The organism is Pseudomonas sp. P1_A1 (assembly GCF_056406935.1).
The window spans coordinates 413,190-440,180 of record NZ_JBFTZE010000002.1; the positions used below are offsets into that span (position 1 = coordinate 413,190).

A 26,991-nucleotide genomic window follows, 5' to 3' on the forward strand; every position below is an offset into this window, starting at 1 on the left:
CAGACCACGGTTTTGCTGGTGTCGCTCGGTCTTACTGGTCTGAACAGTCAGGTAGAATTTCGCACCCTGATGGCGCACCCGTGAACAATCCCGAACCCCCATGGGGCACGACTTGCCGGACGTCGCGAATAGCTTTACAACTAGCCGCTCATTGGCCTGGTTCGTCTGAAAAAAACCATGAACTCGATCTCCCGCGCAGTACCCGAAGTGGCGCTGCAAGCCATCCGCAAATTGATCACCGAGCAAGGTTTCGGACCGGGGGATGTTTTGCCCTCGCAACGGGATCTGGCGGTGCAATTGGGGGTCAGCCGGGCGTCGTTGCGCGAGGCGTTGTCGTCCCTGAGTGCGCTGGGCGTGATCAGCATCCAGCCGGGCAAGGGCGTGTTCGTGCAGTCACCGGTCGATCTGCCCCGGGGCGATGCGGTGCCGGGCTGGCCATTCGCGGCCCAGGCATCGCCGCTGGACATTTTCCAGTTGCGCTATGCGCTGGAGGGTTTTGCCGCCGGGTTGGCGGCCGGGACCCTGAGCACCGAGGATCTCGATGCCCTGGAAGACAACGTCGCCGCGATGCGCAACGAACTGCGTGCCGCCAACTTCGATGCGGCGGCGCGACTGGACTTCGAGTTTCACCGGCGCATCCTCCTGGCCAGCGGCAATCAGGCGATGCTGAGCATCCTGACAGCCAGCGCCGATATCTTTCTGGAGAGCCAGAAGCTACCGTTCATCCGGACCGAACGGGCCATGGAAACCTGGCAGGAGCACCGTAAAATCCTCCGTGCACTGGCGCGCCGATCGTCCGGCGCCGCACAGAAGGCCATGCAGGAGCATGTGCGCAACGCCGCCCTGCGCACCGGAATTGCCTTCATCGCTCCCGCCACCTCGTGACTTGAGCTATACCCAAATTCATGGGCCACCATAGCGAGACTCAATCATCTGCGGCTTCCTGAACGGGGGAAGGGCAGCTATGATGGGCCACGTTTTTTTGCTTACAACCTGGAGACTTCCATGAGCAGCGATCTTATCAAACACGTTAGCGACGCTAGCTTCGAGGCCGACGTACTCAAGGCCGAAGGCGCTGTACTGGTCGACTACTGGGCTGAGTGGTGCGGCCCTTGCAAAATGATCGCTCCTGTCCTGGACGAAATTGCCGAGACCTACAAAGGCAAGCTGACCGTTGCCAAACTGAACATCGACGAGAACCAGGAAACCCCGGCCAAGCATGGCGTGCGTGGTATCCCGACGCTGATGCTGTTCAAGAACGGCAACGTCGAAGCCACCAAGGTCGGCGCGCTGTCGAAGTCGCAATTGGCCGCTTTCCTCGACGCCAACATCTAAGCGTTGTTATAAAGCGTCATGAAAAGGCCCCGCATTATGCGGGGCCTTTTCGTTATTGAGGGCTAGACGCTCCGAAACTCAGGTGGTACATTCGGCCCCGCACTGGTTTCTCCACTGCCCCCTGCTAGCCGTCGCCGACGCACTCCTTTTCGAATAAGTACGCGATCCTGTCGCCTTCTCTGCGGCGCGGCCTCATTAAGCCAAAAGCTTAATTTCCCCCCTCCATAAATGATTACGTCATTCCTATATGAATCTGACTGAACTCAAGCAAAAGCCGATTACCGAACTGCTCGAATTGGCCGAACAGATGGGCATAGAAAATATGGCCCGTTCGCGCAAGCAGGACGTGATTTTCTCCCTGCTCAAAAAGCACGCTAAAAGCGGCGAGGAAATCTCCGGTGATGGCGTGCTGGAGATTCTCCAGGACGGCTTCGGCTTCCTGCGCTCCGCTGACGCTTCCTATCTCGCCGGCCCGGACGATATCTACGTCTCGCCGAGCCAGATCCGTCGCTTCAACTTGCGCACCGGTGACACCATCGTTGGCAAGATCCGTCCTCCGAAGGAAGGCGAGCGGTATTTCGCGCTGCTCAAGGTCGACACGATCAACTACGATCGTCCCGAGAACGCGAAAAACAAGATTCTCTTCGAGAACCTGACCCCGCTGTTCCCGACCGTGCGCATGAAGATGGAAGCCGGTAACGGTTCCACCGAAGACTTGACCGGTCGTGTCATCGACCTGTGCGCCCCGATCGGCAAAGGCCAGCGCGGCCTGATCGTTGCTCCGCCGAAAGCCGGTAAAACGATCATGCTGCAGAACATCGCGGCAAACATCGCGCGTAACAATCCTGAAGTTCATCTGATCGTGCTGTTGATCGACGAGCGTCCGGAAGAAGTGACCGAAATGCAGCGCACCGTGCGCGGCGAAGTGGTTGCCTCGACGTTCGACGAGCCGCCAACCCGCCACGTGCAGGTTGCCGAAATGGTGATCGAGAAGGCCAAGCGCCTGGTCGAGCACAAGAAGGACGTGGTGATTCTGCTCGACTCCATCACCCGTCTGGCCCGCGCCTACAACACCGTGATCCCGAGCTCCGGCAAGGTGCTGACCGGTGGTGTCGATGCCCACGCCCTGGAGAAACCGAAACGTTTCTTCGGTGCTGCACGGAACATCGAAGAAGGCGGCTCGCTGACCATCATCGCCACCGCGCTGGTTGAAACCGGTTCGAAGATGGACGAAGTGATCTACGAAGAATTCAAAGGCACCGGCAACATGGAACTGCCTCTGGATCGCAAGATTGCCGAAAAACGCGTGTTCCCGGCCATCAACATCAACCGTTCCGGTACTCGCCGCGAAGAGTTGCTGACAGCCGACGACGAACTGCAGCGGATGTGGATCCTGCGCAAACTGCTGCACCCGATGGACGAAGTCTCTGCCATCGAGTTCCTGGTCGACAAGCTGAAACAGACCAAGACCAACGACGAGTTCTTCTTGTCGATGAAACGTAAGTAACACGAAGTACTGTCTGGTCCTGAAGCCGGTCAAGCCTGTTCAGGACGGGACAAACGCTTCAAGAAAGGCGCCCCGCAAAGGGCGCTTTTTTTTGCGCCCGGTATTTTGTATCTGGATAGATACTTACCGTGCTGTAAACTGGCGCCCGTTCAATGGGAGGCCGCCGCCCGCGAGTCCCTTTTCAATCGGCTTTGTATCGGAAACGACAAGGAACGTTATGCACACATTTGGCAATCGCCGTGATATCGACGGATTGCGGGCTCTGGCCGTTATTCCGGTGGTGCTGTTTCATTTTGGCTTCAGCACTTTCAGCGGTGGCTTTGTCGGTGTCGATGTCTTCTTTGTCATTTCCGGATTCCTGATTACCAGCATCCTGTTCCGTGAGATTGGCGCGCAGCGTTTCAGCTTCGTCGATTTCTGGGCTCGCCGTGCGCGACGGATCATTCCGGCCCTGAGTGTGGTGCTGCTGGCGACGCTGGCTCTGGGCTGGTTGCTGCTGACGGCCAAGGACTTCTCCGAGTTGGGAAGAACGGTTCGCTATCAGTCGCTGTTCATTTCAAACATTCTGTTTATGCGCGAAGACGGCTACTTCCAGCCTGCGTCGGAATTGAAGCCGCTGCTGCATACCTGGTCCCTGGCTGTTGAAGAGCAGTACTACATCTTCTTTCCGCTGTTGATGGTGTTGCTGATGCGCCATGTACGCCATTGGCGCTGGATGCTGTTTGCCATGCTGCTGGTGTCTTTTGGGCTCAATATTGCCTATATCGACCGCAAGCCCGACGTCGCTTTCTTCTCGCTGCCGACACGTGCCTGGGAGCTTTTGTGCGGTGCCATGCTCGCGGTCTTGCCCGCCTCAAAACAGGCTGTGCGGCCCTGGCTCTATCAGTCCGTGGGAGTGGCCGGGTTAACGGCGGTCCTGGTGGCAGTTTTCACTTTTGACAAGGCGACGGTGTTCCCAGGCTGTGCGGCACTGCTGCCTGTGCTCGGTGCAGCCGCGCTGATCTGGTCAGGCGGGCACGGTTCTACATGGAGCGGTCAGGTTTTAAGTGCTCGCGCGCTGGTATGGATCGGCTTGCTCTCCTATTCCTTGTATTTGTGGCACTGGCCGGTCTATGTCTACGCCAATGCCACTTCGATCGACGGCATTCAGCCCTTGGAGGCTGCGGGCTGGATGCTATTGGCGCTCGGGCTTGCGTGGTTGAGCTGGCGTTTCGTCGAGCTTCCATTCCGTGAACGGCTCCTGCTTGCCGGACGCAAGCCTGTGTTATTGGGGGGCTTGCTAGCCATGATCGCGCTGGCCGTCACAGGTTCGATGGTGCGATCGGCGGACGGGTTTCCTCAACGCCTTACCGGCAAAGCGCTGGAATATGCGCAGTCTCGAGAGTGGCGGGCCGGGCAGATGAAATGCATGTTGGTGACTTCGGACAAAGAACTGGACAAGGCGTGTCTGGTGGGTGGTAACGAAGAGATTCCGGCGACACAAATGTTCTGGGGCGACAGTCACGCGGCCGCGCTGTTACCGGCGATCGAAAGTAGCGCAAAGCGCGAGGGTCGCCCGGTGTGGCTTTACAGCATGAGTGCCTGTCCGCCGGTTCTGAGCAATGACCTGCGCCAGCGTTGCAAGGATTTCAACGAGCAGACAATGGAGCGGGTTCGCAGTCTGCAGATCAAGGATGTGGTGCTGGCATCCAATTGGAATCTGTACATTTACGGTCGCGAAGACGGCGATAAAAAGGTCCTGCTTAATCAGCATGACAATATGGCTCAGGCCGAGGAACGCATGGCCATGGCGCTCAAGGCGCGGGTGGCGGCGATAAGGGGCGCGGGCGCGCAAGTCTGGTTGTTCAAGGAAGTGCCGCTGCAGCGCAAGGGCTCCATTGACCGACTGACGAGCCTGGCCCGCATCGGGCGATCGGCCGAGGGGCTGGGCCGACCGCTCGAAGAGCATCTGGCGCGCCAGCGTTTTCTCAATACCTTGTTCGACTCGATGAGTGCCGCCGACCCAGGAGTGCATGTCATCGATCCCACGCCATTGATGTGTGTGGGCCAGATTTGCAGTATCGAGGTCAATGGTCATTCGCAGTACAAGGACGAGGATCATCTTTCGGACGCCGGCAGTGCCCGCTTGAGCCCGTTGTTTGCCCCGGTGCTGCTGGGTGCAAATCACAATTGATTGCTGCTGCGCACTGACAGGCTGCTGTTTGGGCGGCAGAGCAGGTAGGATGTACGCCTATTTTAGGGGTGCCATCGTCAAATGAAATTCAAGGATCTTCGGGATTTCGTGCAGCAGCTTGAGCAGCGCGGAGAGTTGAAACGCATCCAGATCCCCGTCTCTCCGGTGCTGGAGATGACCGAAGTCTGCGATCGCACGCTACGGGCCAAGGGCCCGGCGCTGCTGTTCGAAAAACCTGTCGGCTATGACATTCCGGTGCTCGGCAACTTGTTCGGCACCCCCGAGCGGGTGGCCATGGGCATGGGGGCCGAGTCGGTCAGCGAGTTGCGCGAAATTGGCAAGTTGCTGGCGTTCCTCAAGGAGCCCGAGCCGCCGAAAGGTTTGAAGGACGCCTGGTCCAAGCTGCCGATCTTTCGCAAGATCATCTCGATGGCGCCGAAAGTCGTCAAAGACGCGGTGTGCCAGGAAGTGGTCATCGAAGGCGACGATGTCGACCTCGCGATGTTGCCGGTGCAGACCTGCTGGCCAGGCGACGTCGGCCCGCTGATTACCTGGGGCCTGACTGTCACCAAAGGTCCGAACAAGGATCGCCAGAACCTCGGCATCTACCGTCAACAGGTGATCGGTCGCAACAAGGTGATCATGCGCTGGTTGAGCCACCGTGGCGGCGCGCTGGATTACCGCGAATGGTGCGAAAAACACCCCGGCCAGCCGTTCCCGGTGTCCGTGGCGCTGGGCGCTGACCCGGCCACCATTCTTGGCGCCGTGACGCCGGTGCCGGACAGTCTCTCCGAATACGCTTTCGCCGGTCTGCTGCGGGGCAATCGCACCGAACTGGTGAAATGCCGCGGCAACGACCTGCAAGTACCGGCCACGGCCGAAATCATCCTCGAAGGCGTGATTCATCCGGGCGAAATGGCCGATGAAGGTCCGTACGGCGACCACACCGGCTACTACAACGAAGTCGACAGCTTCCCGGTGTTCACCGTCGAGCGCATCACCCATCGGATCAAGCCGATCTATCACAGCACCTACACCGGCCGTCCGCCGGATGAGCCGGCGATTCTCGGTGTGGCGCTGAACGAAGTGTTCGTGCCGATCCTGCAGAAGCAATTCCCGGAGATCACTGACTTCTACCTGCCGCCCGAAGGCTGCTCGTATCGTATGGCTATCGTGACCATGAAAAAGTCGTATCCCGGCCACGCCAAGCGGGTAATGCTTGGTGTCTGGTCGTTTTTACGACAGTTCATGTACACCAAGTTCGTTATCGTCACCGACGACGATATCAACGCACGGGACTGGAACGACGTGATCTGGGCCATTACCACGCGCATGGACCCCAAGCGCGACACGGTGATGATCGATAACACGCCGATCGACTACCTGGACTTCGCCTCGCCGGTCTCCGGCCTGGGTTCGAAGATGGGGCTCGATGCCACGCATAAATGGCCAGGCGAAACCACCCGTGAGTGGGGCCGGGTCATCGTCAAGGATGAAGCCGTTACCCAACGGATCGATGCCATCTGGAATCAGTTAGGAATAGATTGATGCGTGTAACCTTGCAGCCCTCCGGAGCAGTGCTTGAGATTCTGCCCGGCGAGCGGATTCTCGATGGCGCGCGGCGCCTGGGCTATGAATGCCCGCAAAGCTGTCGTAACGGCAATTGCCATGTGTGCGGCGCGTTGCTGGTGGAAGGGCGGGTCGAACAGGCTGGCGATGTGCGCGACCATGGCGAGTTCTACACTTGCATTGCAGAGCCGCTGGAAGACTGCATCGTGCTGTGGGATGGCGTGCTCGCGCTGGGAGAACTGCCGGTGCGCAGCGTGTCGTGTCAGGTCATTGAATGCAGGGACGTCGGCGGCGATACCTGGCGCGTGCGTCTGCGTGCGCCTGCGGGCAAGCCGCCGCGCTATCACGCCGGCCAGTACCTGATGATCGAGCGTGAGAATGGCGAGAAATCCGCTTTTTCCCTGGCCTCTGCACCGCATTCCGGCCGCGACCTGGAAATTCATGTGCTGGCGCGCGAAAGCAGCGCACTGAGCCTGATCGAACAGCTCCAGCGCAACCCGATGGTGCGGATCGAGATGCCGTTCGGCGACACCCATCTGGCGGAACTGCCGAATGGTCCTCTCGTACTGATTGCTGCCGGTACCGGCATGGGCCAGATCCACAGCCTCATCGAACATTGCCGCGCCACGGGCTTCAAGCATCCGGTGCACCTGTATTGGGGTGTGCGTCGTCCCGAAGACTTTTATGAGATCGAACATTGGGATGAATGGCTGAAGCTGCCCAATCTGTTCCTGCATAAAGTCGTCAGCGATCAATGCGGCTGGCAGGGGCGCTGCGGTATGTTGCATGAGGCGGTATGTGAAGATTTCCCTGATCTGAAAGCACTGCACGTCTATGCCAGCGGCTCTCCGGCCATGGTCTACGGCACGCTAGATGCTTTGGTCGAAGCGGGGATGGATGCCCATCAAATGCGTGCCGATGTATTTGCTTACGCCCCGCGATCATAGCGGGCGCGAACCGTTCTAGAAGCGCACCCCGGTTGTCACCATGGCGGCATTGAAGCCGAGCAACACCAGCTCGGCTGCCAATGGTCCGTAGTGTGCCCCGACTGAAGGAATGATCACCGGCGCGACCCCGAAGTGATTCAGGGGGATCTTGTCCTGATACTTGCCGCTGTAACCTTGCAACAGACCACCGGTGAGTTTTATGTACACGGGATAGTCAGCACTCTCGTAGCGTTTGCCCGCATACGCATAATATGAACGCTGGCTGAACGAGTTGCGAAAAGTTGCGCCACCCAACAACCAACCGGACGCTTGCTCGCGCTCAAGACCGATGAGGTCCTGATTGTTATTGTGGTCGGAGTCGGGGGAGAAGTGTCTGGTATAGACGCTGGCCTGCAAATACCAGGAGCCGGTGTCTTTCGCAGAGGTGTCCTCGGCCAGCGAATGCTGTGCCGTGAGCATTAGAAGTAACCCGTAAATCCATGGTGTTTTCATTGTTCAGGCCTTTGAGGCAGTTTGGTTTGCGTCTTTGGGTGGCCGTTATACGCGACGTAAAGCTGCAATGGGTAGGCGGTAAATCCGAAGGGGTTGTAGGCATTTTCTCTTGGGTGAGCTTTATCCTGGACGCGCCGAATGCTTATGTATATTTCGTTCTGGTATTTAAGAATTCTCTTAAATGATATTAGGGTATATCGCCAAGCCCTCCAGCTTCAGTATTGGTTTTTTATGGGAGACGCAAGGTCATAGGACGCTTAGTACTTTTCGTTTTAGTATTACTGCTATATGTTCTATGAAGTGAAAGTTGTTTATATTTTGTAATAATCGCTGGGCCGAAATTTTATTGCCATGAGCGCTATTGAATCTGCTTTCTTGAATCTGGCTTACCCTCCGCGGCTCGATCTGGGGCCGCAGCTTACACACGAACAATTGCTCAGCTCGATGCAGTCGACCATGGCGCGCCACAAGGGTGGGCCGGTCTGGTTATTCGCGTATGGTTCGCTGATCTGGCGGCCTGAATGTGCGGCGGTTGAGCGGGTGCGCGGCCGGGTGCATGGCTACCATCGCGGTTTGTACCTGTGGTCCCACGAGCATCGCGGCACGCCGGAAGTGCCGGGGCTGGTATTTGGCCTGGATCGCGGTGGTTCCTGCAGCGGGTTCGCCTATCGTTTGCCCGAAGAACAACTCGAAGCTTCACTTTATGCACTCTGGCAGCGCGAGATGCCATTCCCTTCCTATCGTCCACACTGGCTCAACTGCCGTCTTGAAAACGGAAACCAGGTTCAGGCGTTGGGATTTGTATTGGAGCGGCACCTGCCCAGCTATGCCGGCAACTTGCCGGATCACGTGCTGAGCCAGGTATTCGAGAACGCTTGCGGGCGCTATGGCACCACTCGCGAGTATGTCGAGCAGACCGCCCACGCCCTGCGTAGCCACGCCATGCCAGACCGGAATCTGGAGGCGCGGCTCAAGCGCTGTAAATCAAAGGCAGATCAGGCGAGCGCTTCGCGGCCCTGACTGGCGACGTTCTTGTGGCCCAGGGTGGGTGCCAGGAACGCCATCGCCAGCAGGCAGGCAACGACCAACAGAATGAAACCGCCATTCCAGCCGAAATAGTCCACTGTGTAGCCCATCATGGCACTGGCCGCGACGGAACCACCCAAGTAACCGAACAGGCCGGTAAAGCCTGCGGCCGTACCCGCGGCCTTCTTCGGCACCAGTTCCAGCGCCTGCAAGCCGACCAGCATCACCGGGCCGTAGATCAGGAAGCCGATGGCGAACAGCGAGATCATGTCGATCATCGGATTGCCCGGCGGATTCAGCCAATACACGATCGTCGCAACGGTCACCAACGCCATGAACACCATGCCGGTCAGGCCACGGTTGCCACGGAAGATCTTGTCCGACATCCAGCCGCACAGCAGCGTGCCGGGAATGCCCGCCCACTCGTACAGGAAGTAAGCCCACGAAGTCTTGTCGAAGTCGAAGTGCTTGACCTCTTTGAGGTAGGTCGGCGCCCAGTCCAGAATGCCGTAGCGCAGCAGGTAGACGAAGACGTTAGCCAGTGCGATGAACCAGAGCATTTTGTTGCGCAGCACGTATTTGACGAAGATGTCCTTGGCGCTGAATTCCTCTTCGTGACTGGCGTCGTAGCCTTCCGGGTAATCGTTTTTGTACTTCTCAATCGGCGGCAGGCCCGTCGACTGCGGTGTATCGCGCATCACAATGAAGGCAAACACGGCGACCAACAGCGCCACGGCAGCCGGTACGTAGAACTTGCTGTGCCAGTCGTTGAACCAGCCCATGCCGAGAATCGCCAGCGGGCCGATCAAGCCACCGCCAACGTTATGCGCGGTGTTCCAGACCGAAACCACACCGCCACGCTCTTTCTGCGACCACCAATGCACCATGGTTCGCCCGCTCGGCGGCCAACCCATGCCTTGTGCCCAGCCGTTGATGAACAGCAGGATGAACATCATGGTCACGCTGGAGGTGGCCCAGGGTGCGAAACCGAAAACGAACATCACCGCGGCGGACACCACCAGGCCAAAGGGCAGGAAGTAACGCGGATTGGAGCGGTCGGACACGATGCCCATCAGAAACTTGGACAGGCCGTAGGCGATTGCAATCGCCGACATCGCCACACCCAGCTGGCCTTTTGTATAGCCTTGGGCGATCAGGTCCGGGAACGCCAGGGTGAAGTTCTTGCGCAGCAGGTAGTAACCGGCATAGCCAATGAAAATCCCGGCGAAGATCTGCCAGCGAAGGCGTCGGTAGGTGCTGTCTATTTTTTCTTCAGGCAATGGAGCCTGATGTGTGGCAGGACGAAAGAAAGCAAACATTCAAGAGCTCCAGATTTCTTGTTTTGACTGCGGATGCGAATGTTACAGTTTCGTTACCGAAAATAGCACCGGTTCGCATCGGCAAAACAGCGGAAATGTTGGAGATTGCATGTTCCTTTATGAACATGTCGCTCAGGTATAAATGAGAGTCGGTACGGGGATGACGGAGCCAGGTCGCAGGCTGCGACCTGGCTTGAAAACGATCAACGAACCTGCACGACCACCTTCCCGACCGCCTTGCGTTGGCCAAGATCATTGATCGCCTGCGCCGCGTTGCTCAGCGGATACACCTGCGACACCAGCGGTTTCAACTTGCCTTCGGCGAACCAGTGAAACAACTGCTGGAAGTTCGCCGCATTGTCCTGTGGCTGGCGCTGGGCAAACGAGCCCCAGAACACGCCGACCACTGCGGCGCCTTTGAGTAGTGCCAGGTTCACTGGCAGTTCGGGGATACGTCCACTGGCGAAACCGACCACCAGAAGACGACCGTTCCAGGCGATGGCGCGGATGGCCTGGTCGAACAGGTCCCCGCCCACCGGGTCGTAGATCACGTCGGCGCCCTGGCCGTCGGTCAGGCGTTTGATTTCGTCCTTGAGGCTGGTTTCGCTGTAGTTGATCAGCTCATCGGCGCCGGCGGCTTTGGCCACCGCGAGTTTTTCCGCACTGCTCGCGGCGGCGATCACCCGGGCGCCCATGGCTTTGCCGATTTCCACGGCGGCGAGGCCGACGCCGCCGGACGCGCCGAGCACCAGCAAGGTTTCGCCGGGTTGCAGGTTGCCTCGTTGCTTGAGGGCGTGCATCGAAGTGCCGTAGGTCATGCTGAAAGCGGCGGCAGTGTTGAAGTCCATCGATGGCGGGATCGGCAGCACGTTGTAGCCTGGCACCGCGACCTGCTCGGCGAAACTGCCCCAGCCAGTCAGGGCCATGACCCGGTCACCGACCTTGAGGTGGCTGACCTTTTCCCCCACAGCGCTGACCACGCCAGCCGCTTCGCCACCCGGTGAAAACGGGAAGGGCGGTTTGAACTGGTATTTGCCCTCGATGATCAGCGTGTCCGGGAAATTCACCCCGGCCGCGTGCACGTCCAGCAGGATTTCGTTCTTCTTCGCAACAGGACTGGCGACGTCTTCCAGCACCAGCGATTCGGCAGGGCCGAAGGCTTTGCACAGCACGGCTTTCATCAGGGCTATTCCTTTGGGAGTGATGGCCGATAAGTGTAGGTGTGTGAGTTAACGGGTCAACGAGCATGCCCGGCCCTGATAGTCAGCCATAAGCTTGTGCTTGAGCGGCGGGTCGTTATGCTAGGCCGCAAACCGGATAAGGAGCGAATTGTGAAAGCGTGGATCATGTTGATGCTGGCCCTGTCTCTGCCTGTGGCAGCGATGGCCGAAGAAGCCAAAGAAGGTGAAGCCCCGAAGGTCAACTACATCACCCTGAGCCCGCCGTTCGTGGGCAATTATGGGTTGGATGGCACGCCGAAGCTCAAGGTCTACAAGGCCGATGTGGCGCTACGGGTGACTGGTGACGAGGCGACCAAGGCGGTGAAGGCCAATGAGCCGTTGATCCGCAATCAGCTGGTGGCGTTGTTTGCCCAGCAGACCACTGAAACCATGAACAACGTCGAAGCCAAGGAAAAGCTGCGTCAGGAAGCCTTGAAGCAGACCCAGCAAGTGATGAACGACGAAACCGGCAAGCCGGTGGTTGAGGATCTGTTGTTCAACAACCTCATTATCCAGTAAGGCTTTTGTTGTCTGGGGCGGCCCCTTCGCGGACTTGCCCGCGAAGGGCGACTCGGCCCTTCAGGACGCCAGGCTCTTGCGAAACCGCAGCAGTGCAATGGTAAAGAACAGCAGGCCGATGGCGCTTAATGCCAGCAAGTCCGGCCAGACCACGCCGATGCCGGCGTCGCGAAACAGTATCGCGGCGCTGAGGCTGACGAAGTGCGTCGATGGCGAGCCCTGCATCACCCATTGCAGCCATTGCGGCATGCTGTCGAGGGGCGTACTGCCCCCGGAAAGCAGCAACATCGGGATAATCACCGGAATCGCCAACAAGCCGAACTGCGGTGTCGAGCGGGCGAGGGTCGCGAGGAATATCCCCAGCGCCGTGCTGGCGAACAGATAAACCGCCGTTACCAGCAAGAAAAAGCTCAGGGAGCCGGCCAGCGGAACGCCGAGGGCGCCTTTGACGATCACTTCCAGCGATACCCAGGTGCACAGCACCACCACCAGCATGTTGCTCCAGATTTTCGCCAGCATGATTTCCAGCGCCGTCAGTGGCAGCACCAGCAAATGGTCGAGGGTGCCGTGTTCGCGTTCACGCAGCAGCGCCGTGCCAGTCAGGATGATGGCGAGGATGGTGATGTTGTTGACGATCTGAATCACCGCCAGGAACCAGCCACCTTCCAGATTGGTGTTGAACAACGCTCGTGTCGTCAGCAGCACGGGTGTCTGGCTCGCCGCATCGCCCTGGCCACTGTAGGTCAGCAGCTCGCGCTGGAAAATCCGCCCGATATAGCCTGCGCCCATGAACGCCTGGCTCATGGCCGTGGCGTCGACGTTGACCTGCACTGCCGGCTGGCGACCGGCCAGCATATCGGCCTGAAAATTGGCTGGAACATTGATCACGAAGGTGTAGCGCCCGCTGTCCAGCACCTCGTCCAGTTGACCATAAGGCAGCGGCACCGGCGGCTGGAATTCCGGTGGCCGCAGGACCTGGGCCAGTTGGCGTGACATCGGGCTGTGATCTTCATCGACTATGGCCACGCTGGCGTTGTGCACACCGATCACTGAACCCGCCGCCGGCATGTAGATCGCCACTGTAAAGGCGTAGAACAGGAACAGCAGCAACACACTGTCGTGTCGCAGGCTGGTGAGTTCCTTGAGGCCAAGACGCAGGATGTGCGCAAGCTTATGCATCAGGCCTCCTGCTTTTTCAGCATGGCCAGGCTGAGCCCGGTGAACCCGAGAAAGAACCCGAACAGTGCCAGGCATTGTGGCCACAACTGCCGGATATCCAGGGCCTTGGTAAAGGTGCCGACAGCGATATCGAGAAAATAGCCTGCCGGAAACAGCATCCCCATGACCGCGGCGGCTCCGTCAAGGGACGAGCGTGGCACGATCAAACCGGAAAACTGGATGGTCGGCAGGCTGGTGATGATCATGGTGCCGAGAATCGCGGCGATCTGGGTTCGGGTGAACGCCGAAATCAACAGGCCCATGCTGGTAGTCGCCAGCACGTAGAGCAATCCGCCGAAGGCCAGGGTCAATGCGCTGCCCTTGAAAGGCACGCCGAACAGCCAGCGGTTCATGGCCGTCAGCACGGCGAGATTGATCAGACTGACGGCCAGATACGGTGCCTGTTTACCCAGCAGGAACTCCAGACGGGTCAACGGTGTGGCGTAGAAGTTGGTGATCGAGCCCAGTTCTTTCTCCCGCACGATGCCCAGCGCAGTCAGCATGGCCGGGATAAACGCCAAGATCAGCGCCATCACTCCAGGGCCGATGGCGTTGACGCTGACGACATCCTGGTTGTAGCGGAAACGGGTTTCCAGTTTGGCGGGCGCTTGTCGGGGCGGCGCAGGACTGGACTGATCCGCCAGTTGCTCCAGGTTTGCCTGGTGCACCGCTTCCACATAGTTGCGACTGGTTTCAGCGCGAAACGGCATACCGCCGTCGAGCCAGGCCGCCACTGTGGGTTGGCGAGCGGCGAACAGATCCCGGCCGAATCCGGGTGGAATCTCCAGCGCCAGTTTGATTTCCGAGCGCTGCAGTCGTCGATGCAACTGCGCTGGATCGCCGATCGGGGGCTGCTCCTCGAAGTAACGGGAGCCGCGGAAGGCCTCCAGATAAGCCCGGCTTTGCGGGGTCTGGTCCTGGTCGTAGACCGCGAAGGCGAGTTTCTCCACGTCCAGGGAAATGCCATAGCCGAAAATCACCATCATGAGCATCGCCCCGAGCAGCGCGAAGGCCAGGCGTACCCTATCGCGCAGCAGTTCCTTGCCTTCACGGCTCGCCAATGCCCGCAGTCGCCCAAAGCTGAAACGGCGGTTTTTCATCGATGGGGTGGGTGCGAGCGTTGTGTCGATGGGCGTTGGTGGCGCCGCTGTTGCGACTGGGCTCTGGGCCTGTTCCAGACAGGTGACGAACGCGGCCTCAAGTGTCTGGCCGTTGAACTGCTGTTGCAGTGCTGCCGGTGTATCGCAGGCCAAAACCTTGCCTGCGTGCATCAATGAGATGCGGTCGCAACGCTGGGCTTCGTTCATGAAATGGGTGGACAGGAAGATCGTCACGTCCTGTTCACGGGACAGTTCGATCAGCAGTCGCCAGAAATCGTCCCGCGCCGCCGGATCGACGCCGGAGGTGGGTTCGTCGAGGATCAGCACCTCCGGGCGATGCAGCACCGCCACCGCCAGGGATAATCGTTGGCGCAGACCCAGCGGCAATGCACCGGACGGCTGATGGGCGACGCTGGTCAGGCTGAAGCGCTGGATCAATTCGTCGATGCGCTGAGTGCTGTCGGCCTGGGGCAGATCGAACAGTCGCGCATGCAGGTCCAGGTTCTGCCGAACGCTGAGTTCGCCATAGAGCGAGAAGCTCTGAGACATGAAGCCGACGCGCTTGCGGGTGGCCAGATCCTTGGCGTTCACCGGGTTGCCCAGCAGCGTGGCACTGCCTTCGCTGGCCGGGATCAGCCCGGTGAGCACTTTCATGGTGGTGGTTTTGCCGCAACCGTTGGAGCCCAGAAACCCGAAGATCTCGCCGCGGCCGATGGCGAAGCTGACTTTATCCACAGCGGTGAAATCGCCGAAGCGCAGGGTCAGGTCATGGGCCTGGATGGCGATGTCGGCCGTAGCGTTGGTTCGGGGAGGGATCACTAGCGGCTGGTTGTCGTGGCCGGTGTCGCCCTGAAAGTGGGTGAAGGCTTCATCGAGCTTGCCGCTGGGGGTTACCGCCGCCAGATCGCGGCTCAAACCGGCGGCGATCAGTTTGCCGCCGTCGAGCATCAGGCAATGCTCGAACTGCTCGGCCTCTTCCATGTACGCGGTGGCGACCAGTAGTGTCAGTTGCGGGCGTTGGCGCCGAACGTCATCGATCAACTCCCAGAAATGCCGTCGGGACAAAGGATCGACGCCAGTAGTCGGTTCATCGAGGATCAACAAGTCCGGCTCATGGATCAGTGCGCAACAGAGTCCGAGCTTCTGTTTCATTCCGCCCGACAGCTTGCCGGCCGGGCGCTCGGCAAATCGCAGTAGATCGGTGGCCTGCAGCAGGCTGTGCATGCGCTGATCGCTTTCGGCCCTGGACAGCCCGAACAGTGTGGCGAAGAAGTGAATGTTCTCGCGGATCGACAGATCAGGGTACAGGTTGCCGCCCAGGCCTTGAGGCATGAACGCGATGCGCGAGTAGAGGCTGTTGCGGTGGCGCCGGTCCTGGATCGAGCCACTGAGCACTTCCAGTTGGCCCTCCTGTAGCGTCTTCACGCCGGCGATCAATCCCAGCAGGCTGGATTTACCGGCGCCATCCGGGCCAATCAATCCGCACCGAGTACCGGTGGGCAGACTGAGCGTGATGTCGGTCAGCGCATGCTGTTCGCCATAGCGGTGCTGAAGGCGGGTGGCATGCAGTGCCAGGCCGGTCATTGAAGATTGGCCGGCCAGTCAATGGGAGCGGTGCGCACGTAGCCGTTGCCGGGCATCCCCGGTTTGGCCTGGGGCACGGCGCTGGGGCGGGTCAGGCGCAGCTTGACCCGAAACACCAGTTTCTGACGTTCGTCGCGAGTCTCGACTTCTTTGGGCGTGAACTGCGATTTGGCCGCCACGAAGCTGATTTTTGCCGGCAATGGCTGGTCGGGCAGGGCGTCCAGCAGGATCCGCGCTTCATCGCCGACCGCCAGGCGTCCGGCGACGGATGCTGCAAGGTAGAGATTCATGTATTGGTCATTCGGGTCAATCAGCAGCAACACTCGCCCACCGGCGCCGAGCACTTCTCCGGGTTCGGCCATGCGAAGCTGAATCACCCCGTCGATAGGGGCCCGCAAGCTGCTGTCGTCGATTTCGCTGGTTAACTGAGCCACTTGTGCCTGCGCCGCGCCAATGGCTGCGCCGACGGCGGACACCTGGGCGCGGGCCGCAGTAACAGCTGCGTTGGCGGTGTCGAAGCGTGACTGCTGTTGGTCGATGATCTGGCCGCTGGCGAAACCGCGATTGAACAACGCCTGGGAGCGCTTGAGCTCTTGCTGGGCTAGCAGTTGCTCGCTCTGGCGCAGTTTCACATTGGCCTGGGCCGCGGAAAGATTTTCCCGGGCGCGTATCACTTCGGCTTCAGCCTGGTTGCGCTGGGCTTCGAGGGTTCGGGTGTCCATGCGGGCCAGCAGTTGCCCCTGGGTTACCTTGTCGCCTTCGTCCACCAGTACTTCAGCCAATCGACCGGGTGTTTTGCTGGCGATCTGCACGTCAGTGGCTTCAAGTCGACCATTGCCGACATACAACCCTTGGGGCAGTCGGTTAACGGTCGACCGCCAATAACCAAACCCCCCGGCGGCCAGTAACAAAGCCCCCAGTAAAAAAACGAAGAAAAGCGAAGAGCGGCTGTGCGTCGACATGTCGGCATCCTGCGTCTATTGCGTCCCAGTCTGACAGGAAAGCGCTTGAACTCTTTGATGTCAGTCAACTGAGTGGCAAGCCTGACCGGTTGGCAAGGTAAGCCTGCGTGACCGGCGGTTGTGCATTATTTAGCGCAGGCCAAGCACCGCCGCCCATTGCTCGGCTGTCACCGGCATCACCGACAGTCGCGAGCCTTTCTGCACCAATGGCATTTCGGCCAGCGCCGTTTGCTGTTTCAGATAATCCAGCTTCAGCACCTTGGAAAACGTTTCGACGTGAGCGACATCGATCGCACTCCAGGCGTTTTTCTCGGCAGTGGCCTTCGGATCGAAGTAGTGACTCTCGGGCTCCAACGCCGTCGGGTCCGGATACGCTGCCTCGACGATCTTTCCGACCCCGGCAATCCCCGGCTCAGGGCAGCTGGAGTGATAGAAGAAAAACTCGTCGCCCACTGCCATGGTCCGTAAAAAGTTGCGCGCCTGGTAGTTGCGAACCCCGTCCCAGCGCGCTCGGCCGAGCTTCTCCAGGTCTTTGATGGAGAGTTCTTCGGGCTCGGATTTCATCAGCCAATAAGCCATGGTTTTGCTCCTTGCGAGGTGGGTGGGCAAGTGGTCAGGCAATTTTATGACAAACCGACAGTCGGTTGACGCCAGCGTTTGCGTGTCGGTTCACGTTGTCGCAAAATGCCGGCCTTCTTAGCTTGACGCTGCTGCACGGCCTACACCTACAACGGAAACCGCTGCTGTCATCGTGTTGATGTGCCTTTGGGGGGCAGTCGATGAAACGCAAACCGGATTTACTATGGATTTTGGTTATTCTATTCGGCCTTGGTGTCGTGACCACCGGCTATGCCCAAAGCCTGTGGAACAACAAACCCGATGCTCCCGTCGAGATCGCGCAGCAACAGCCGTCGGCGTTCAAGCGCTGAACCTGTCGCCTGGACGCCGCTGATATCAGTGGCGTCTAGCCCGCGAAATACCACGCCTTGTCAGTGACCGTGCCCTGCAACGGTACATCCCAGCTCGCCTGAGCCAATCGTTGAACCTTCTGACATTCATGGGCCAGGCCCAGCAGTGTCGGCTTGCGCCAGTTTTTGCGGCGCGCCAGGTACGCCAGGCTTCGGTCGTAGAAGCCACCGCCCATCCCCAGGCGTCCGCCGACATCGTCAAACCCCACCAGCGGCAACAACACCAGATCCAGCGCCCAGACCTTGCGTTGCCGGGCGAGGTTGTGCCGTGGTTCGGGAATGCGGAAACGGTTGGGTTTGAGCTTTTCTCCGGGACGAATCCGCTGGAACACCATTTTGGTTCGCGGCCAGGCGCTGAGTACCGGCAGGTACGTCGCCTTGCCCCGACGTTGCGCGGCACGCATCAGCAGGCGCGGGTCGATTTCACCGTCGGTGGGCAGGTACAGGGCGATGTGTTTTGCGCGGCGAAACAGTGGGTGCTGGGCCAATTGCTTATACAGCCCGCGAGCGGCTTCGCGTTGCTGACAGGGGGTCAGTGCGCGGCGGGCCTTGCGCAGCATGCGTCGAAGTTGCGGTCGGGGCAGCAGCGCAGGTTCGGTCATGGATTCAGGCTTCAGAAGTGCGAGTACTAAAAGCGTACCCGTAAACATGCCGATGCCGGTATGAAAACCGGCATCGGATTGAAATCAGGCTCCCCGGATGAACCGCTGCTGACTTAGCCCTTGAACCCGAAAGTTCAAGGTGGAAGATGCAGTAGGCTTTAAGGCTTTCCGTCTAGCGGACATGCACACCAGCCCAACGTGCAACCTCCAGGGTAGTGCGAATCGGCTCAGGGACGTGGTCAACTGGCAAGCACCCCAGGGAGTGATGCGAGTATAACTCAAGCGGCCTGGCGAATCAGCCCTTGGTGACATCCGGATCGGTCGACAGCGCCAGGTCGACGCGGTCCAGCAGGTCGCGAACCTGTTCTCGGGTCGAACCGCTGACCTGCACATCCGGGCGATCTTCCTTGTGCAGAAGATCGTGCGTGATGTTCAGCGCGGCCATCACGGCAATGCGGTCGGCGCCGATGACTTTGCCGCTGCTGCGGATTTCGCGCATCTTGCCGTCCAGGTAGCGGGCGGCGCTGATCAAGTTGCTGCGCTCTTCCTGGGGGCAGATGATCGAATATTCTTTGTCGAGGATCTGCACGGTAACGCTATTGCTTGAACTCATGAGTCTTGCTCCAGGGCCTTGAGGCGCGAAATCATCGATTCGACCTTACGCCGGGCGATTTCATTTTTTTCAATGAGGTGCGCGCGTTCCTCGCGCCAGGTCTTTTCTTGAGCTAGTAAGAGTGCGTTTTGACTCTTTAGTTGCTCGACTCGGGTAATCAGCAGCTCGAGTCTGGCCATCAGCGCTTGCAGGTCGGTGTCTTCCATTGTGTCCACGTGTTCGTCTGATGGGAGGTAGCTGGCGGACAGCCTTTAATAGTCTTGGCGAGTCTGTCGATGTAGGATACAAGGCCTTCATTCTAGACATAGCGCCGTCTGGCGCCTAGCTACCCATGCCCATTCAGAATTCTCCGTACCAAGCCTTCGCCACCCTGCTGAGTACCAGCGGCCATCCCGTCTCGCCTGCCGAGTTGCACGGCCTGCTGCTCGGCCGTAGCTGCGCCGGTGCCGGTTTCGATGCCGACAGCTGGCTGGCAGACGCCGCCGAGCTGCTCGAAGGCGAGCCGCAAGACAACGTTCGCAACGCCTTGATCGGCCTGCAAGAGATGGTCAAGGGCGAGCTTACCAGCGACGACATGACCGTTGTTCTGCTGCTGCCGAGCGACGACGCGCCGCTCACCGAGCGCGCGGCCGCGCTGGGCCAGTGGTGCCAGGGCTTCCTCACTGGCTTCGGCCTGACCCGTCGCGAATATGCCCTCAGCGCTGAAGCGACTGAAGTGCTGCAGGATCTGGCCGCCATTTCTCAGGTGCAAGACGCCCTGGAAGAGTCCGACGACGGCGAAAGCGACTACATGGAAGTCATGGAGTACCTGCGCGTCGCACCGTTGCTGCTGTTCACTGAAACCAAGAAAACCGACGAAGCAGCCGCCAAACCGTCGTTGCATTAATCGCGAGCCAGGAAAAGCCATCTGCCCATGATTCATATCCCGAAATCGGAATACAGCCGTCGCCGCAAGGCCTTGATGGCGCAGATGGAACCCAACAGCATCGCCATTCTGCCCGCCGCCGCGGTTGCCATTCGCAACCGTGACGTCGAGCACGTTTACCGTCAGGACAGCGACTTCCAGTACCTCAGCGGCTTTCCCGAGCCTCAGGCGGTTATCGTTTTGATTCCCGGTCGCGAACATGGCGAGTACATCCTGTTCTGCCGTGAGCGCAATGCCGAGCGCGAGCTGTGGGACGGCCTGCGCGCCGGTCAGGAAGGCGCGATCCGCGACTTCGGCGCCGACGACGCTTTCCCCATCACCGACATCGACGACATCCTGCCGGGCCTGATCGAAGGCCGCGACCGGGTGTATTCGGCCATGGGCAGCAATCCGGAATTCGATCGGCACCTGATGGACTGGATCAACGTGATCCGCTCCAAGGCGAATCTCGGTGCCCAGCCGCCGAACGAATTCGTTGCCCTGGATCATCTGCTGCATGACATGCGCCTGTATAAATCGGCGGCAGAAGTGAAGGTGATGCGCGAAGCCGCGCGGATTTCCGCCCGGGCGCATATCCGGGCGATGCAGGCCAGCCGTGCCGGTTTGCATGAGTTCAGTCTCGAAGCCGAGCTCGATTACGAATTCCGCAAGGGCGGGGCGAAGATGCCGGCCTATGGTTCGATCGTCGCCGCCGGGCGCAACAGCTGCATCCTGCATTACCAGCAGAATGACGCGGTGCTCAAGGACGGCGATCTGGTGCTGATCGACGCCGGTTGCGAGATCGACTGCTATGCCAGCGACATCACCCGCACCTGGCCGGTCAACGGCAAGTATTCACCGGAACAGAAGGCGATCTACGAGCTGGTGCTGGCTTCCCAGGAAGCGGCGTTTGCCGAAATCGCACCGAACAAACACTGGAATCAGGCGCACGAAGCCACGGTTCGCGTCATTACCACGGGCCTTGTGAAGTTGGGCCTGTTGCAGGGCGAGGTCGATGAACTGATCGCCAGCGAAGCCTACAAGGCGTTTTATATGCACCGCGCCGGCCACTGGCTGGGCATGGATGTGCATGATGTCGGCGAATACAAGGTCGGCGGCGAATGGCGCGTGCTGGAAGTCGGCATGGCGCTGACGGTCGAGCCGGGCATCTACATTGCCCCGGACAACCAGAACGTAGCGAAGAAATGGCGCGGCATTGGCGTGCGCATCGAGGACGACGTGGTGGTCACCAAAACCGGTTGTGAAATCCTGACGAGCGGCGTGCCGAAAACGGTCGCCGAGATCGAGGCCTTGATGGCCGCCGCACGGACACAAGCGGCATGAGTCGAGTCAATCTGGCAATCATCGGCGGTGGCCTGGTTGGCGCCAGCCTTGCGTTGGCGTTGCAGGCCGGGGCCAAGGCCCGTGGCTGGAAGATCGTGCTGATCGAACCCTTTGCCCCCGGCGATACGTACCAACCGAGCTATGACGCTCGCTCTTCGGCGTTGTCGTTCGGCGCCCGGCAGATTTATCAACGGCTGGGCGTGTGGCAGGAAATCTCCCGCCGCGCTGAGCCGATCAAGCAGATTCATGTCTCCGACCGTGGGCGTTTTTCCACGGCGCGGTTGTCGGCGATGGAAGAGGGGGTTCCGGCACTGGGTTATGTGGTGGAAAACGCCTGGCTCGGCCAATGCCTCTGGCACAGTCTGGACAAGGACGTGATCAGTTGGCGTTGCCCGGCGGAAGTCACCGCCATGGAGCCGCTGACCGACGGCTATCGCTTGACGCTCAACGATGAAACCCTGGTGGAATGCGACCTCGCGGTGTTGGCCGATGGCGGCCGTTCGGGCCTGCGTGAACAGCTGGGGATCGGCATCAAGAAGCGCCCGTACAACCAGAGCGCGCTGATCGCCAACATCACCCCGAGCGAAGCGCACAATGGCATGGCCTTCGAGCGCTTTACCGACGATGGCCCAATGGCTTTGTTGCCGCTGCCGGAAAACCGCTGCGCCCTGGTCTGGACCCGTCTGGGCATGGACGCGCAACGGTTGGCGGCCCTTGATGACCGCAGCTTTCTCAACGAGTTGCAGGGCGTGTTCGGCTATCGCCTCGGCACGCTGAAACAGGTTGGCGCCCGCAATTTGTATCCGCTGTCGCTGATCGAAGCCGAGGAGCAAGTCCGCCCGCATCTGGCGATCCTCGGCAACGCCGCGCACAGCCTGCACCCGATTGCCGGACAAGGCTTCAACCTGTCCCTGCGCGATGCCCAGGCTTTGGCCGACACCGTATTGAGCAGCGAGACCGCGCTCGGCGACTTCGCGACCTTGCAGGCTTATCGCGAGCGCCAGCGTCTGGACCAGAACCTGACCGTGGGCTTCTCCGATCAGGTCACCCGGTTGTTCGGCAGCACCCAGCCGCTGGTTTCCCTGGGGCGCAACATCGGCCTGCTCGGTCTCGATCTGCTGCCGCCGGCCAAGCGCTGGTTCGCCCGGCAGGCCATGGGCCTGGGTACGCGTCCCGATGTTTAAGCGGGCGCACCTGCACATCAATATTCATGACGACGCGAGCACTTCGGTGACGCGCGTCGAGAGAACCCTTTACCTGCGGCTCAAGCCGCAAGCGAGACAGGCCTAAAGCATGGAAATGCGCGCAGATCTGCTGATTGTCGGGGCCGGAATGGTCGGCAGTGCCCTGGCGCTGGCGTTACAAAACAGCGGGCTTGAAGTCCTGCTGCTGGACGGCAGCCCTTTGAGCGTCAAACCCTTCGATGGCCAGGCGCCGTTCGAGCCGCGGGTGAGTGCCCTGTCGGCGGCCAGCCAGCGAATACTCGAACGCCTGGGTGTGTGGGACGGCATCGCCAACCGGCGCAGCAGCCCCTACACCGACATGCACGTCTGGGACGGCAGCGGCACTGGGAAAATCCATTTCTCGGCGACCAGCGTACATGCCGACGTGCTTGGGCATATCGTCGAGAACCGTGTGGTTCAGGACGCCTTGCTTGACCGGCTGCACGACTGCGACCTCGGGATGCTGGCCAATGCGCGCCTGGAGCAGATGCGCCGTTCCGGTGACGACTGGCTGCTGACCCTGGCCGATGGCCGCACCTTGCGGGCACCGTTGGTGATCGCGGCGGATGGCGCCAACTCGGCGGTGCGGCGCCTGACCGGCGTTGCGACCCGCGAATGGGATTACATGCACCACGCGATCGTCACCAGTGTGCGCTGTTCCAAACCGCATCAAATGACCGCGTGGCAGCGTTTCACCGACAACGGCCCGCTGGCGTTTCTGCCGCTGGAGCGGGACGGCCAGCAGGATTGGTGCTCGATCGTCTGGTCGACCACGCCGAGCGAAGCCGAACGCCTGATGGCGCTGGACGACGAAGGCTTCTGCAAGGAGCTGGAGCGGGCCTTTGAAGGCTGCCTCGGCACGGTGCTCAGCGCCGACCCGCGTCTTTGCGTGCCGCTGCGTCAGCGTCATGCCAAGCGTTACGTGGCAGAAGGTCTGGCGCTGATCGGCGACGCGGCCCACACCATCCATCCGCTGGCCGGGCAGGGCGTGAACCTCGGTTTCCTCGATGCCGCGGTATTGGCCGAAGTGCTGCTGCAAGCGGCCGCGCGCGGTGAGCGGTTGGCGGATGTGAAAGTGCTCAGTCGCTACGAGCGTCGGCGCATGCCCCACAACCTGGCGTTGATGGCGGCGATGGAAGGGTTCGAACGGCTGTTCCAGGCCGATCCGTTGCCGGTGCGCTGGTTGCGCAATACCGGATTGAAGATGGTCGACCAGATGCCCGAGGCCAAGGCGTTGTTCGTGCGCGAAGCGCTTGGGTTGATCGGGGATCTGCCGGCGTTGGCCAAGGCCTGAAGGGGGCACGGCCCCCTCACCACATTGTCATTCATTTGATTGTGCAACATCTGGTAACTCCTCCGCCCACTGTTCGATTGAGAAGCGAAATGTGAGTCCTTATCATTTGGCCTCACGTTCCCCACTCGAGAGATCGTTTCCATGTTGGCACCCAAGCGTCTACTGACCGCACTGGCCCTGACCCTGATGGGCAGCACCGCCGCCCAGGCTGCCGACGAGGTGGTGGTTTACTCCTCGCGTATCGATGAGCTGATCAAACCGGTCTTCGATGCCTACACCCGGAAAACCGGCGTACAGGTGAAGTTCATCACCGACAAGGAAGCGCCGTTGATGCAGCGGATCAAGGCCGAGGGCGAAAACGCCACTGCCGACCTGCTGCTGACCGTCGATGCCGGCAACCTTTGGCAGGCCGAGCAGATGGGCATCCTCCAGCCGTTCACCTCCAAGGTGATCGACGCCAACATCCCGCTGCAATACCGCGCATCCTCCCATGCCTGGACCGGCCTGAGCCTGCGGGCGCGGACCATCGCCTACTCCACCGACCGGGTGAAACCCGGTGAGCTGAGCACCTACGAGGCGCTGGCCGACAAACAGTGGGAAGGCCGCCTGTGCCTGCGCACGGCGAAGAAGGTCTACAACCAGTCCCTCACCGCCACCATGATCGAAGTCCATGGCGCCGAGAAAACCGAGAAGATCCTCAAAGGCTGGGTCAATAACCTGTCCACCGACGTGTTCTCCGACGACATCGCCGTGCTGGAAGCGATCAATGCCGGTCAGTGCGACGTCGGCATCGTCAACACTTACTACTATGGCCGTCTGCACAAGCAGAAGCCGGACCTGCCGGTGAAACTGTTCTGGCCGAATCAGGGCGACCGTGGCGTGCACGTCAACCTGTCGGGTATCGGCCTGACCAAACATGCACCGCACCCGGAAGCCGCCAAGGCGCTGGTGGAGTGGATGACCACGCCTGAAGCGCAGAAGATTTTCGCTGACGTGAACCAGGAGTTCCCGGCCAACCCTGCCGTTCAGCCTTCGGCTGAAGTCGCGAGCTGGGGCAAGTTCGTGGCCGATACCTTGCCAGTGGAAATCGCCGGCAAGCGTCAGGCTGAAGCGATTCGGATGATGGATCGGGTCGGCTGGAACTGAGTCTGTCGATATACTGCGCCACCGAATGAAGTGGCGGCGTCCCTGCCGGCCTGATCGTTCCAACGCTCTGCGTGGGAATGCATCCACCGACGCTCTGCGTCGAGGCGTGACGCAGAGCGTCACAAGATGTGTGCCCACGCAGAGCGTGGGCACAATCATTTAAACGAGAACTGTCCTTGGCCCACCCCGCCCAACGCCGCTGGTATCCCCTGGTCTTCGCCATCGCTGCGTTGGTCCTGCTGCCCCTGAGCGTCCTGCTTCTTTCCTGGCAAACCATCGATCAGCAGATCTGGTCCCACCTGTGGGACACGCAAATGCCGCGGCTGCTGGGCAATACCCTCACGCTGGTCGTTGGCGTTGGCATCGGCGTAACGCTGTTGGGCGTCAGCCTGGCTTGGCTCACCAGCCTCTGTGAGTTCCCGGGGCGGCGGTGGCTGGACTGGGCGTTGATGCTGCCGTTCGCGATTCCTGCCTACGTGCTGGCCTTCGTCTTCGTCGGCCTGCTGGATTTTGCCGGCCCGGTGCAAACCCTGTTGCGCGAATGGTTCGGCAGTGGCCTGAGGCTGCCGCGAGTGCGTTCCACCGGCGGCGTGATTCTGGTGCTGGTGCTGGTTTTCTATCCCTACGTTTACCTGTTGGCGCGCACTGCATTTCTGGCTCAGGGCAAAGGCCTGATGGAAGCGGCGCGAGTCCTTGGGCAATCCCCGTGGCAGGCGTTCTGGCGAGTGGCGTTGCCCATGGCACGTCCGGCGATCGGCGCGGGGGTGGCGTTGGCGCTGATGGAAACCCTGGCGGATTTCGGTGCGGTGTCGGTGTTCAACTTCGATACGTTTACTACCGCTATCTACAAGACCTGGTACGGCTTTTTCAGTCTCCCCACCGCCGCGCAACTGGCCAGCCTGCTGCTGTTAGTGGTGATGGTGGTGTTATATGGCGAGCGCCGGGCTCGGGGAGCCAACCGGGCGGGCAACGAACGGCCGCGGGTCAAGGCGCTGTATCACCTGCATGGGGTCAAGGCGCTGGCAGCAATGAGCTGGTGTGGTCTGGTGTTCGCCTGCGCCTTCGTCATTCCCGTGCTGCAACTGCTGGTGTGGTTCTGGCAACGCGGGCGCTTCGATCTGGACGAACGTTATGCCGGGTTGATCGTGCACACCCTGTACCTGGGCGGCATGGCGGCGTTGATTACTGTCAGCGTCGCGCTGCTGCTGGCGTTTGCCCGTCGATTGGCACCGACCCGGGTGATCCGTTCCGGCATCAGTCTGGCCAACCTCGGCTATGCACTGCCGGGCTCGGTATTGGCGGTGTCGATCATGCTGGCGTTCAGTTATCTGGATCGCGAACTGGTAATTCCGCTGTCGGGCTGGCTTGGCGGCGCGGGCAAACCGCTACTGCTGGGCAGCCTGTCGGCGTTGTTGCTGGCCTATCTGGTGCGATTCATCGCCGTGGCTTACGGGCCGCTGGAAAGCAGCCTGGCGCGAATACGGCCCTCTTTGCCCGAAGCAGCACGTAGCCTTGGCGTCAGTGGGCCACGACTGTTTTTCAAAGTGTATCTGCCGCTGCTGCTTCCGGGCACGTTGAGCGCTGCGTTGCTGGTGTTTGTCGACGTACTCAAGGAAATGCCCGCGACCCTGCTGATGCGCCCGTTCGGCTGGGACACTCTGGCAGTACGGATCTTTGAAATGACCAGCGAGGGCGAGTGGGCCAGGGCCTCGTTGCCGGCACTGACCCTGGTTCTGGTCGGGCTGTTGCCGGTCATCGGATTAATCAGAAGATCGGCGCATCGAAACACCTAGGTGTCAGTCCTACACCATGCGGCTACAATGCGCGGCATTCGGTGCGGTCCGTCTTTCAGACCGGGTTGCTGAAATCGGCTGAAAGCCCTTATTTCAAGGCATTTCACCCCATACAGCGGCTGTCCGCACCTTC

Annotated in this window: 25 protein-coding genes and 1 other RNA gene; 15 read left to right on the plus strand and 11 right to left on the minus strand. The window is 60.2% G+C overall.

The genetic code is table 11. From position 1 onward, the window contains the following. Positions 1 to 177: 177 nt before the first annotated feature. The 6 genes from AC1D2Q_RS04825 to AC1D2Q_RS04850 all read left to right on the plus strand — a co-directional run bounded on the left by AC1D2Q_RS04825 (position 178) and on the right by AC1D2Q_RS04850 (position 7,531). A complete protein-coding gene (locus AC1D2Q_RS04825; protein ID WP_477812412.1) occupies positions 178 to 885 on the plus strand; it encodes a FadR/GntR family transcriptional regulator in 708 nt (235 codons plus the stop codon). Positions 886 to 1,005: 120 nt separating this feature from the next. Further along, the gene (gene trxA, locus AC1D2Q_RS04830; protein WP_003206727.1) at positions 1,006 to 1,335 is read left to right on the plus strand and encodes a thioredoxin TrxA; all 330 of its coding nucleotides are present in this window, start codon (positions 1,006 to 1,008) and stop codon (positions 1,333 to 1,335) included. A 247-nt stretch (positions 1,336 to 1,582) separates the two neighbouring features. After that, the gene (rho, locus tag AC1D2Q_RS04835; protein WP_007899384.1) at positions 1,583 to 2,842 is read left to right on the plus strand and encodes a transcription termination factor Rho; all 1,260 of its coding nucleotides are present in this window, start codon (positions 1,583 to 1,585) and stop codon (positions 2,840 to 2,842) included. 217 nt (positions 2,843 to 3,059) lie between these two features. Beyond that, entirely contained in the window at positions 3,060 to 5,015 is a 1,956-nt protein-coding gene (locus AC1D2Q_RS04840; RefSeq protein ID WP_477812413.1) for an acyltransferase family protein, read from the plus strand. 81 nt (positions 5,016 to 5,096) lie between these two features. Further along, positions 5,097 to 6,563, plus strand: a complete 1,467-nt coding sequence (ubiD, locus tag AC1D2Q_RS04845; RefSeq protein ID WP_018927571.1) for a 4-hydroxy-3-polyprenylbenzoate decarboxylase — start codon at positions 5,097 to 5,099, stop codon at positions 6,561 to 6,563. Then, entirely contained in the window at positions 6,563 to 7,531 is a 969-nt protein-coding gene (locus AC1D2Q_RS04850) for a CDP-6-deoxy-delta-3,4-glucoseen reductase (protein ID WP_019580528.1), read from the plus strand. Before ubiD ends, AC1D2Q_RS04850 begins: the two co-directional genes overlap by 1 nt. Before the next feature lie 15 nt (positions 7,532 to 7,546). Here the strand turns inward: AC1D2Q_RS04850 and AC1D2Q_RS04855 are convergent, their stop codons facing one another. Next, on the minus strand, positions 7,547 to 7,990 hold the full coding sequence (locus AC1D2Q_RS04855; RefSeq protein ID WP_477812461.1) for a sn-glycerol-3-phosphate transporter: 444 nt from the start codon (positions 7,988 to 7,990) through the stop codon (positions 7,547 to 7,549). A gap of 384 nt (positions 7,991 to 8,374) precedes the next feature. Between AC1D2Q_RS04855 and AC1D2Q_RS04860 the strand changes: the two genes are divergently transcribed. Continuing rightward, on the plus strand, positions 8,375 to 9,043 hold the full coding sequence (locus AC1D2Q_RS04860; RefSeq protein WP_018927574.1) for a gamma-glutamylcyclotransferase: 669 nt from the start codon (positions 8,375 to 8,377) through the stop codon (positions 9,041 to 9,043). Here AC1D2Q_RS04860 and glpT read toward each other — a convergent pair. Together glpT and AC1D2Q_RS04870 are read right to left on the minus strand one after the other, a co-directional pair. Next, a complete protein-coding gene (gene glpT, locus AC1D2Q_RS04865; protein WP_477812414.1) occupies positions 9,019 to 10,368 on the minus strand; it encodes a glycerol-3-phosphate transporter in 1,350 nt (449 codons plus the stop codon). The genes AC1D2Q_RS04860 and glpT overlap by 25 nt on opposite strands. A gap of 203 nt (positions 10,369 to 10,571) precedes the next feature. Next, positions 10,572 to 11,549 (minus strand): NADPH:quinone oxidoreductase family protein, encoded by a 978-nt coding sequence (locus tag AC1D2Q_RS04870; protein WP_018927576.1) that lies wholly within the window; start codon positions 11,547 to 11,549, stop codon positions 10,572 to 10,574. A 150-nt stretch (positions 11,550 to 11,699) separates the two neighbouring features. Between AC1D2Q_RS04870 and AC1D2Q_RS04875 the strand changes: the two genes are divergently transcribed. Continuing rightward, positions 11,700 to 12,107: a flagellar basal body-associated protein FliL gene (locus AC1D2Q_RS04875; protein ID WP_019580533.1), complete on the plus strand. Its 408-nt coding sequence runs from the start codon at positions 11,700 to 11,702 to the stop codon at positions 12,105 to 12,107. Positions 12,108 to 12,167: 60 nt separating this feature from the next. On the opposite strand, the gene AC1D2Q_RS04880 is transcribed toward AC1D2Q_RS04875, so the two are convergent. The 4 genes from AC1D2Q_RS04880 to AC1D2Q_RS04895 form a co-directional block, all read right to left on the minus strand. Beyond that, the gene (locus tag AC1D2Q_RS04880; protein ID WP_477812415.1) at positions 12,168 to 13,286 is read right to left on the minus strand and encodes an ABC transporter permease; all 1,119 of its coding nucleotides are present in this window, start codon (positions 13,284 to 13,286) and stop codon (positions 12,168 to 12,170) included. Beyond that, positions 13,286 to 16,009 (minus strand): ribosome-associated ATPase/putative transporter RbbA, encoded by a 2,724-nt coding sequence (gene rbbA / locus AC1D2Q_RS04885; protein WP_477812416.1) that lies wholly within the window; start codon positions 16,007 to 16,009, stop codon positions 13,286 to 13,288. The genes AC1D2Q_RS04880 and rbbA overlap by 1 nt, the downstream gene beginning before the upstream one ends. Beyond that, entirely contained in the window at positions 16,006 to 16,971 is a 966-nt protein-coding gene (locus AC1D2Q_RS04890; protein WP_477812417.1) for an HlyD family secretion protein, read from the minus strand. Before AC1D2Q_RS04890 ends, rbbA begins: the two co-directional genes overlap by 4 nt. Before the next feature lie 129 nt (positions 16,972 to 17,100). After that, on the minus strand, positions 17,101 to 17,550 hold the full coding sequence (locus AC1D2Q_RS04895; protein WP_477812418.1) for an EVE domain-containing protein: 450 nt from the start codon (positions 17,548 to 17,550) through the stop codon (positions 17,101 to 17,103). 200 nt (positions 17,551 to 17,750) lie between these two features. Here AC1D2Q_RS04895 and AC1D2Q_RS04900 point away from each other — a divergent pair, with 200 nt between their 5' ends. Beyond that, positions 17,751 to 17,900 carry a hypothetical protein gene (locus AC1D2Q_RS04900; protein ID WP_018927582.1) on the plus strand — a complete coding sequence of 50 codons (150 nt, stop codon included), beginning with the start codon at positions 17,751 to 17,753 and terminating at the stop codon, positions 17,898 to 17,900. 35 nt (positions 17,901 to 17,935) lie between these two features. Here AC1D2Q_RS04900 and AC1D2Q_RS04905 read toward each other — a convergent pair whose 3' ends face one another. The 4 genes from AC1D2Q_RS04905 to AC1D2Q_RS04920 all read right to left on the minus strand — a co-directional run bounded on the left by AC1D2Q_RS04905 (position 17,936) and on the right by AC1D2Q_RS04920 (position 19,360). Continuing rightward, complete coding sequence (locus AC1D2Q_RS04905) at positions 17,936 to 18,541, minus strand: 5-formyltetrahydrofolate cyclo-ligase (RefSeq protein WP_477812419.1); 606 nt, start codon at positions 18,539 to 18,541, stop codon at positions 17,936 to 17,938. Between the two features lie 86 nt (positions 18,542 to 18,627). Then, positions 18,628 to 18,806, minus strand: a non-coding RNA gene (gene ssrS / locus AC1D2Q_RS04910) — 6S RNA. Between the two features lie 30 nt (positions 18,807 to 18,836). Beyond that, on the minus strand, positions 18,837 to 19,154 hold the full coding sequence (locus tag AC1D2Q_RS04915; protein WP_477812420.1) for a cell division protein ZapA: 318 nt from the start codon (positions 19,152 to 19,154) through the stop codon (positions 18,837 to 18,839). After that, the gene (locus tag AC1D2Q_RS04920; RefSeq protein ID WP_007940359.1) at positions 19,151 to 19,360 is read right to left on the minus strand and encodes a TIGR02449 family protein; all 210 of its coding nucleotides are present in this window, start codon (positions 19,358 to 19,360) and stop codon (positions 19,151 to 19,153) included. The genes AC1D2Q_RS04915 and AC1D2Q_RS04920 overlap by 4 nt, the downstream gene beginning before the upstream one ends. Before the next feature lie 125 nt (positions 19,361 to 19,485). Between AC1D2Q_RS04920 and AC1D2Q_RS04925 the strand changes: the two genes are divergently transcribed. The 6 genes from AC1D2Q_RS04925 to AC1D2Q_RS04950 all read left to right on the plus strand — a co-directional run bounded on the left by AC1D2Q_RS04925 (position 19,486) and on the right by AC1D2Q_RS04950 (position 26,858). After that, entirely contained in the window at positions 19,486 to 20,040 is a 555-nt protein-coding gene (locus AC1D2Q_RS04925; protein ID WP_007940361.1) for a YecA/YgfB family protein, read from the plus strand. A gap of 27 nt (positions 20,041 to 20,067) precedes the next feature. After that, the gene (gene pepP / locus AC1D2Q_RS04930; protein WP_477812421.1) at positions 20,068 to 21,402 is read left to right on the plus strand and encodes a Xaa-Pro aminopeptidase; all 1,335 of its coding nucleotides are present in this window, start codon (positions 20,068 to 20,070) and stop codon (positions 21,400 to 21,402) included. Then, positions 21,399 to 22,586 carry a 2-octaprenyl-6-methoxyphenyl hydroxylase gene (gene ubiH / locus AC1D2Q_RS04935; RefSeq protein WP_477812422.1) on the plus strand — a complete coding sequence of 396 codons (1,188 nt, stop codon included), beginning with the start codon at positions 21,399 to 21,401 and terminating at the stop codon, positions 22,584 to 22,586. Before pepP ends, ubiH begins: the two co-directional genes overlap by 4 nt. 115 nt (positions 22,587 to 22,701) lie before the next feature. Further along, a complete protein-coding gene (locus AC1D2Q_RS04940) occupies positions 22,702 to 23,919 on the plus strand; it encodes a 2-octaprenyl-3-methyl-6-methoxy-1,4-benzoquinol hydroxylase (protein WP_477812462.1) in 1,218 nt (405 codons plus the stop codon). A gap of 141 nt (positions 23,920 to 24,060) precedes the next feature. Then, entirely contained in the window at positions 24,061 to 25,065 is a 1,005-nt protein-coding gene (locus tag AC1D2Q_RS04945) for an extracellular solute-binding protein (protein ID WP_477812423.1), read from the plus strand. A gap of 176 nt (positions 25,066 to 25,241) precedes the next feature. Beyond that, on the plus strand, positions 25,242 to 26,858 hold the full coding sequence (locus AC1D2Q_RS04950; RefSeq protein WP_477812424.1) for an ABC transporter permease: 1,617 nt from the start codon (positions 25,242 to 25,244) through the stop codon (positions 26,856 to 26,858). The last annotated feature ends 133 nt before the right edge of the window (positions 26,859 to 26,991 follow it).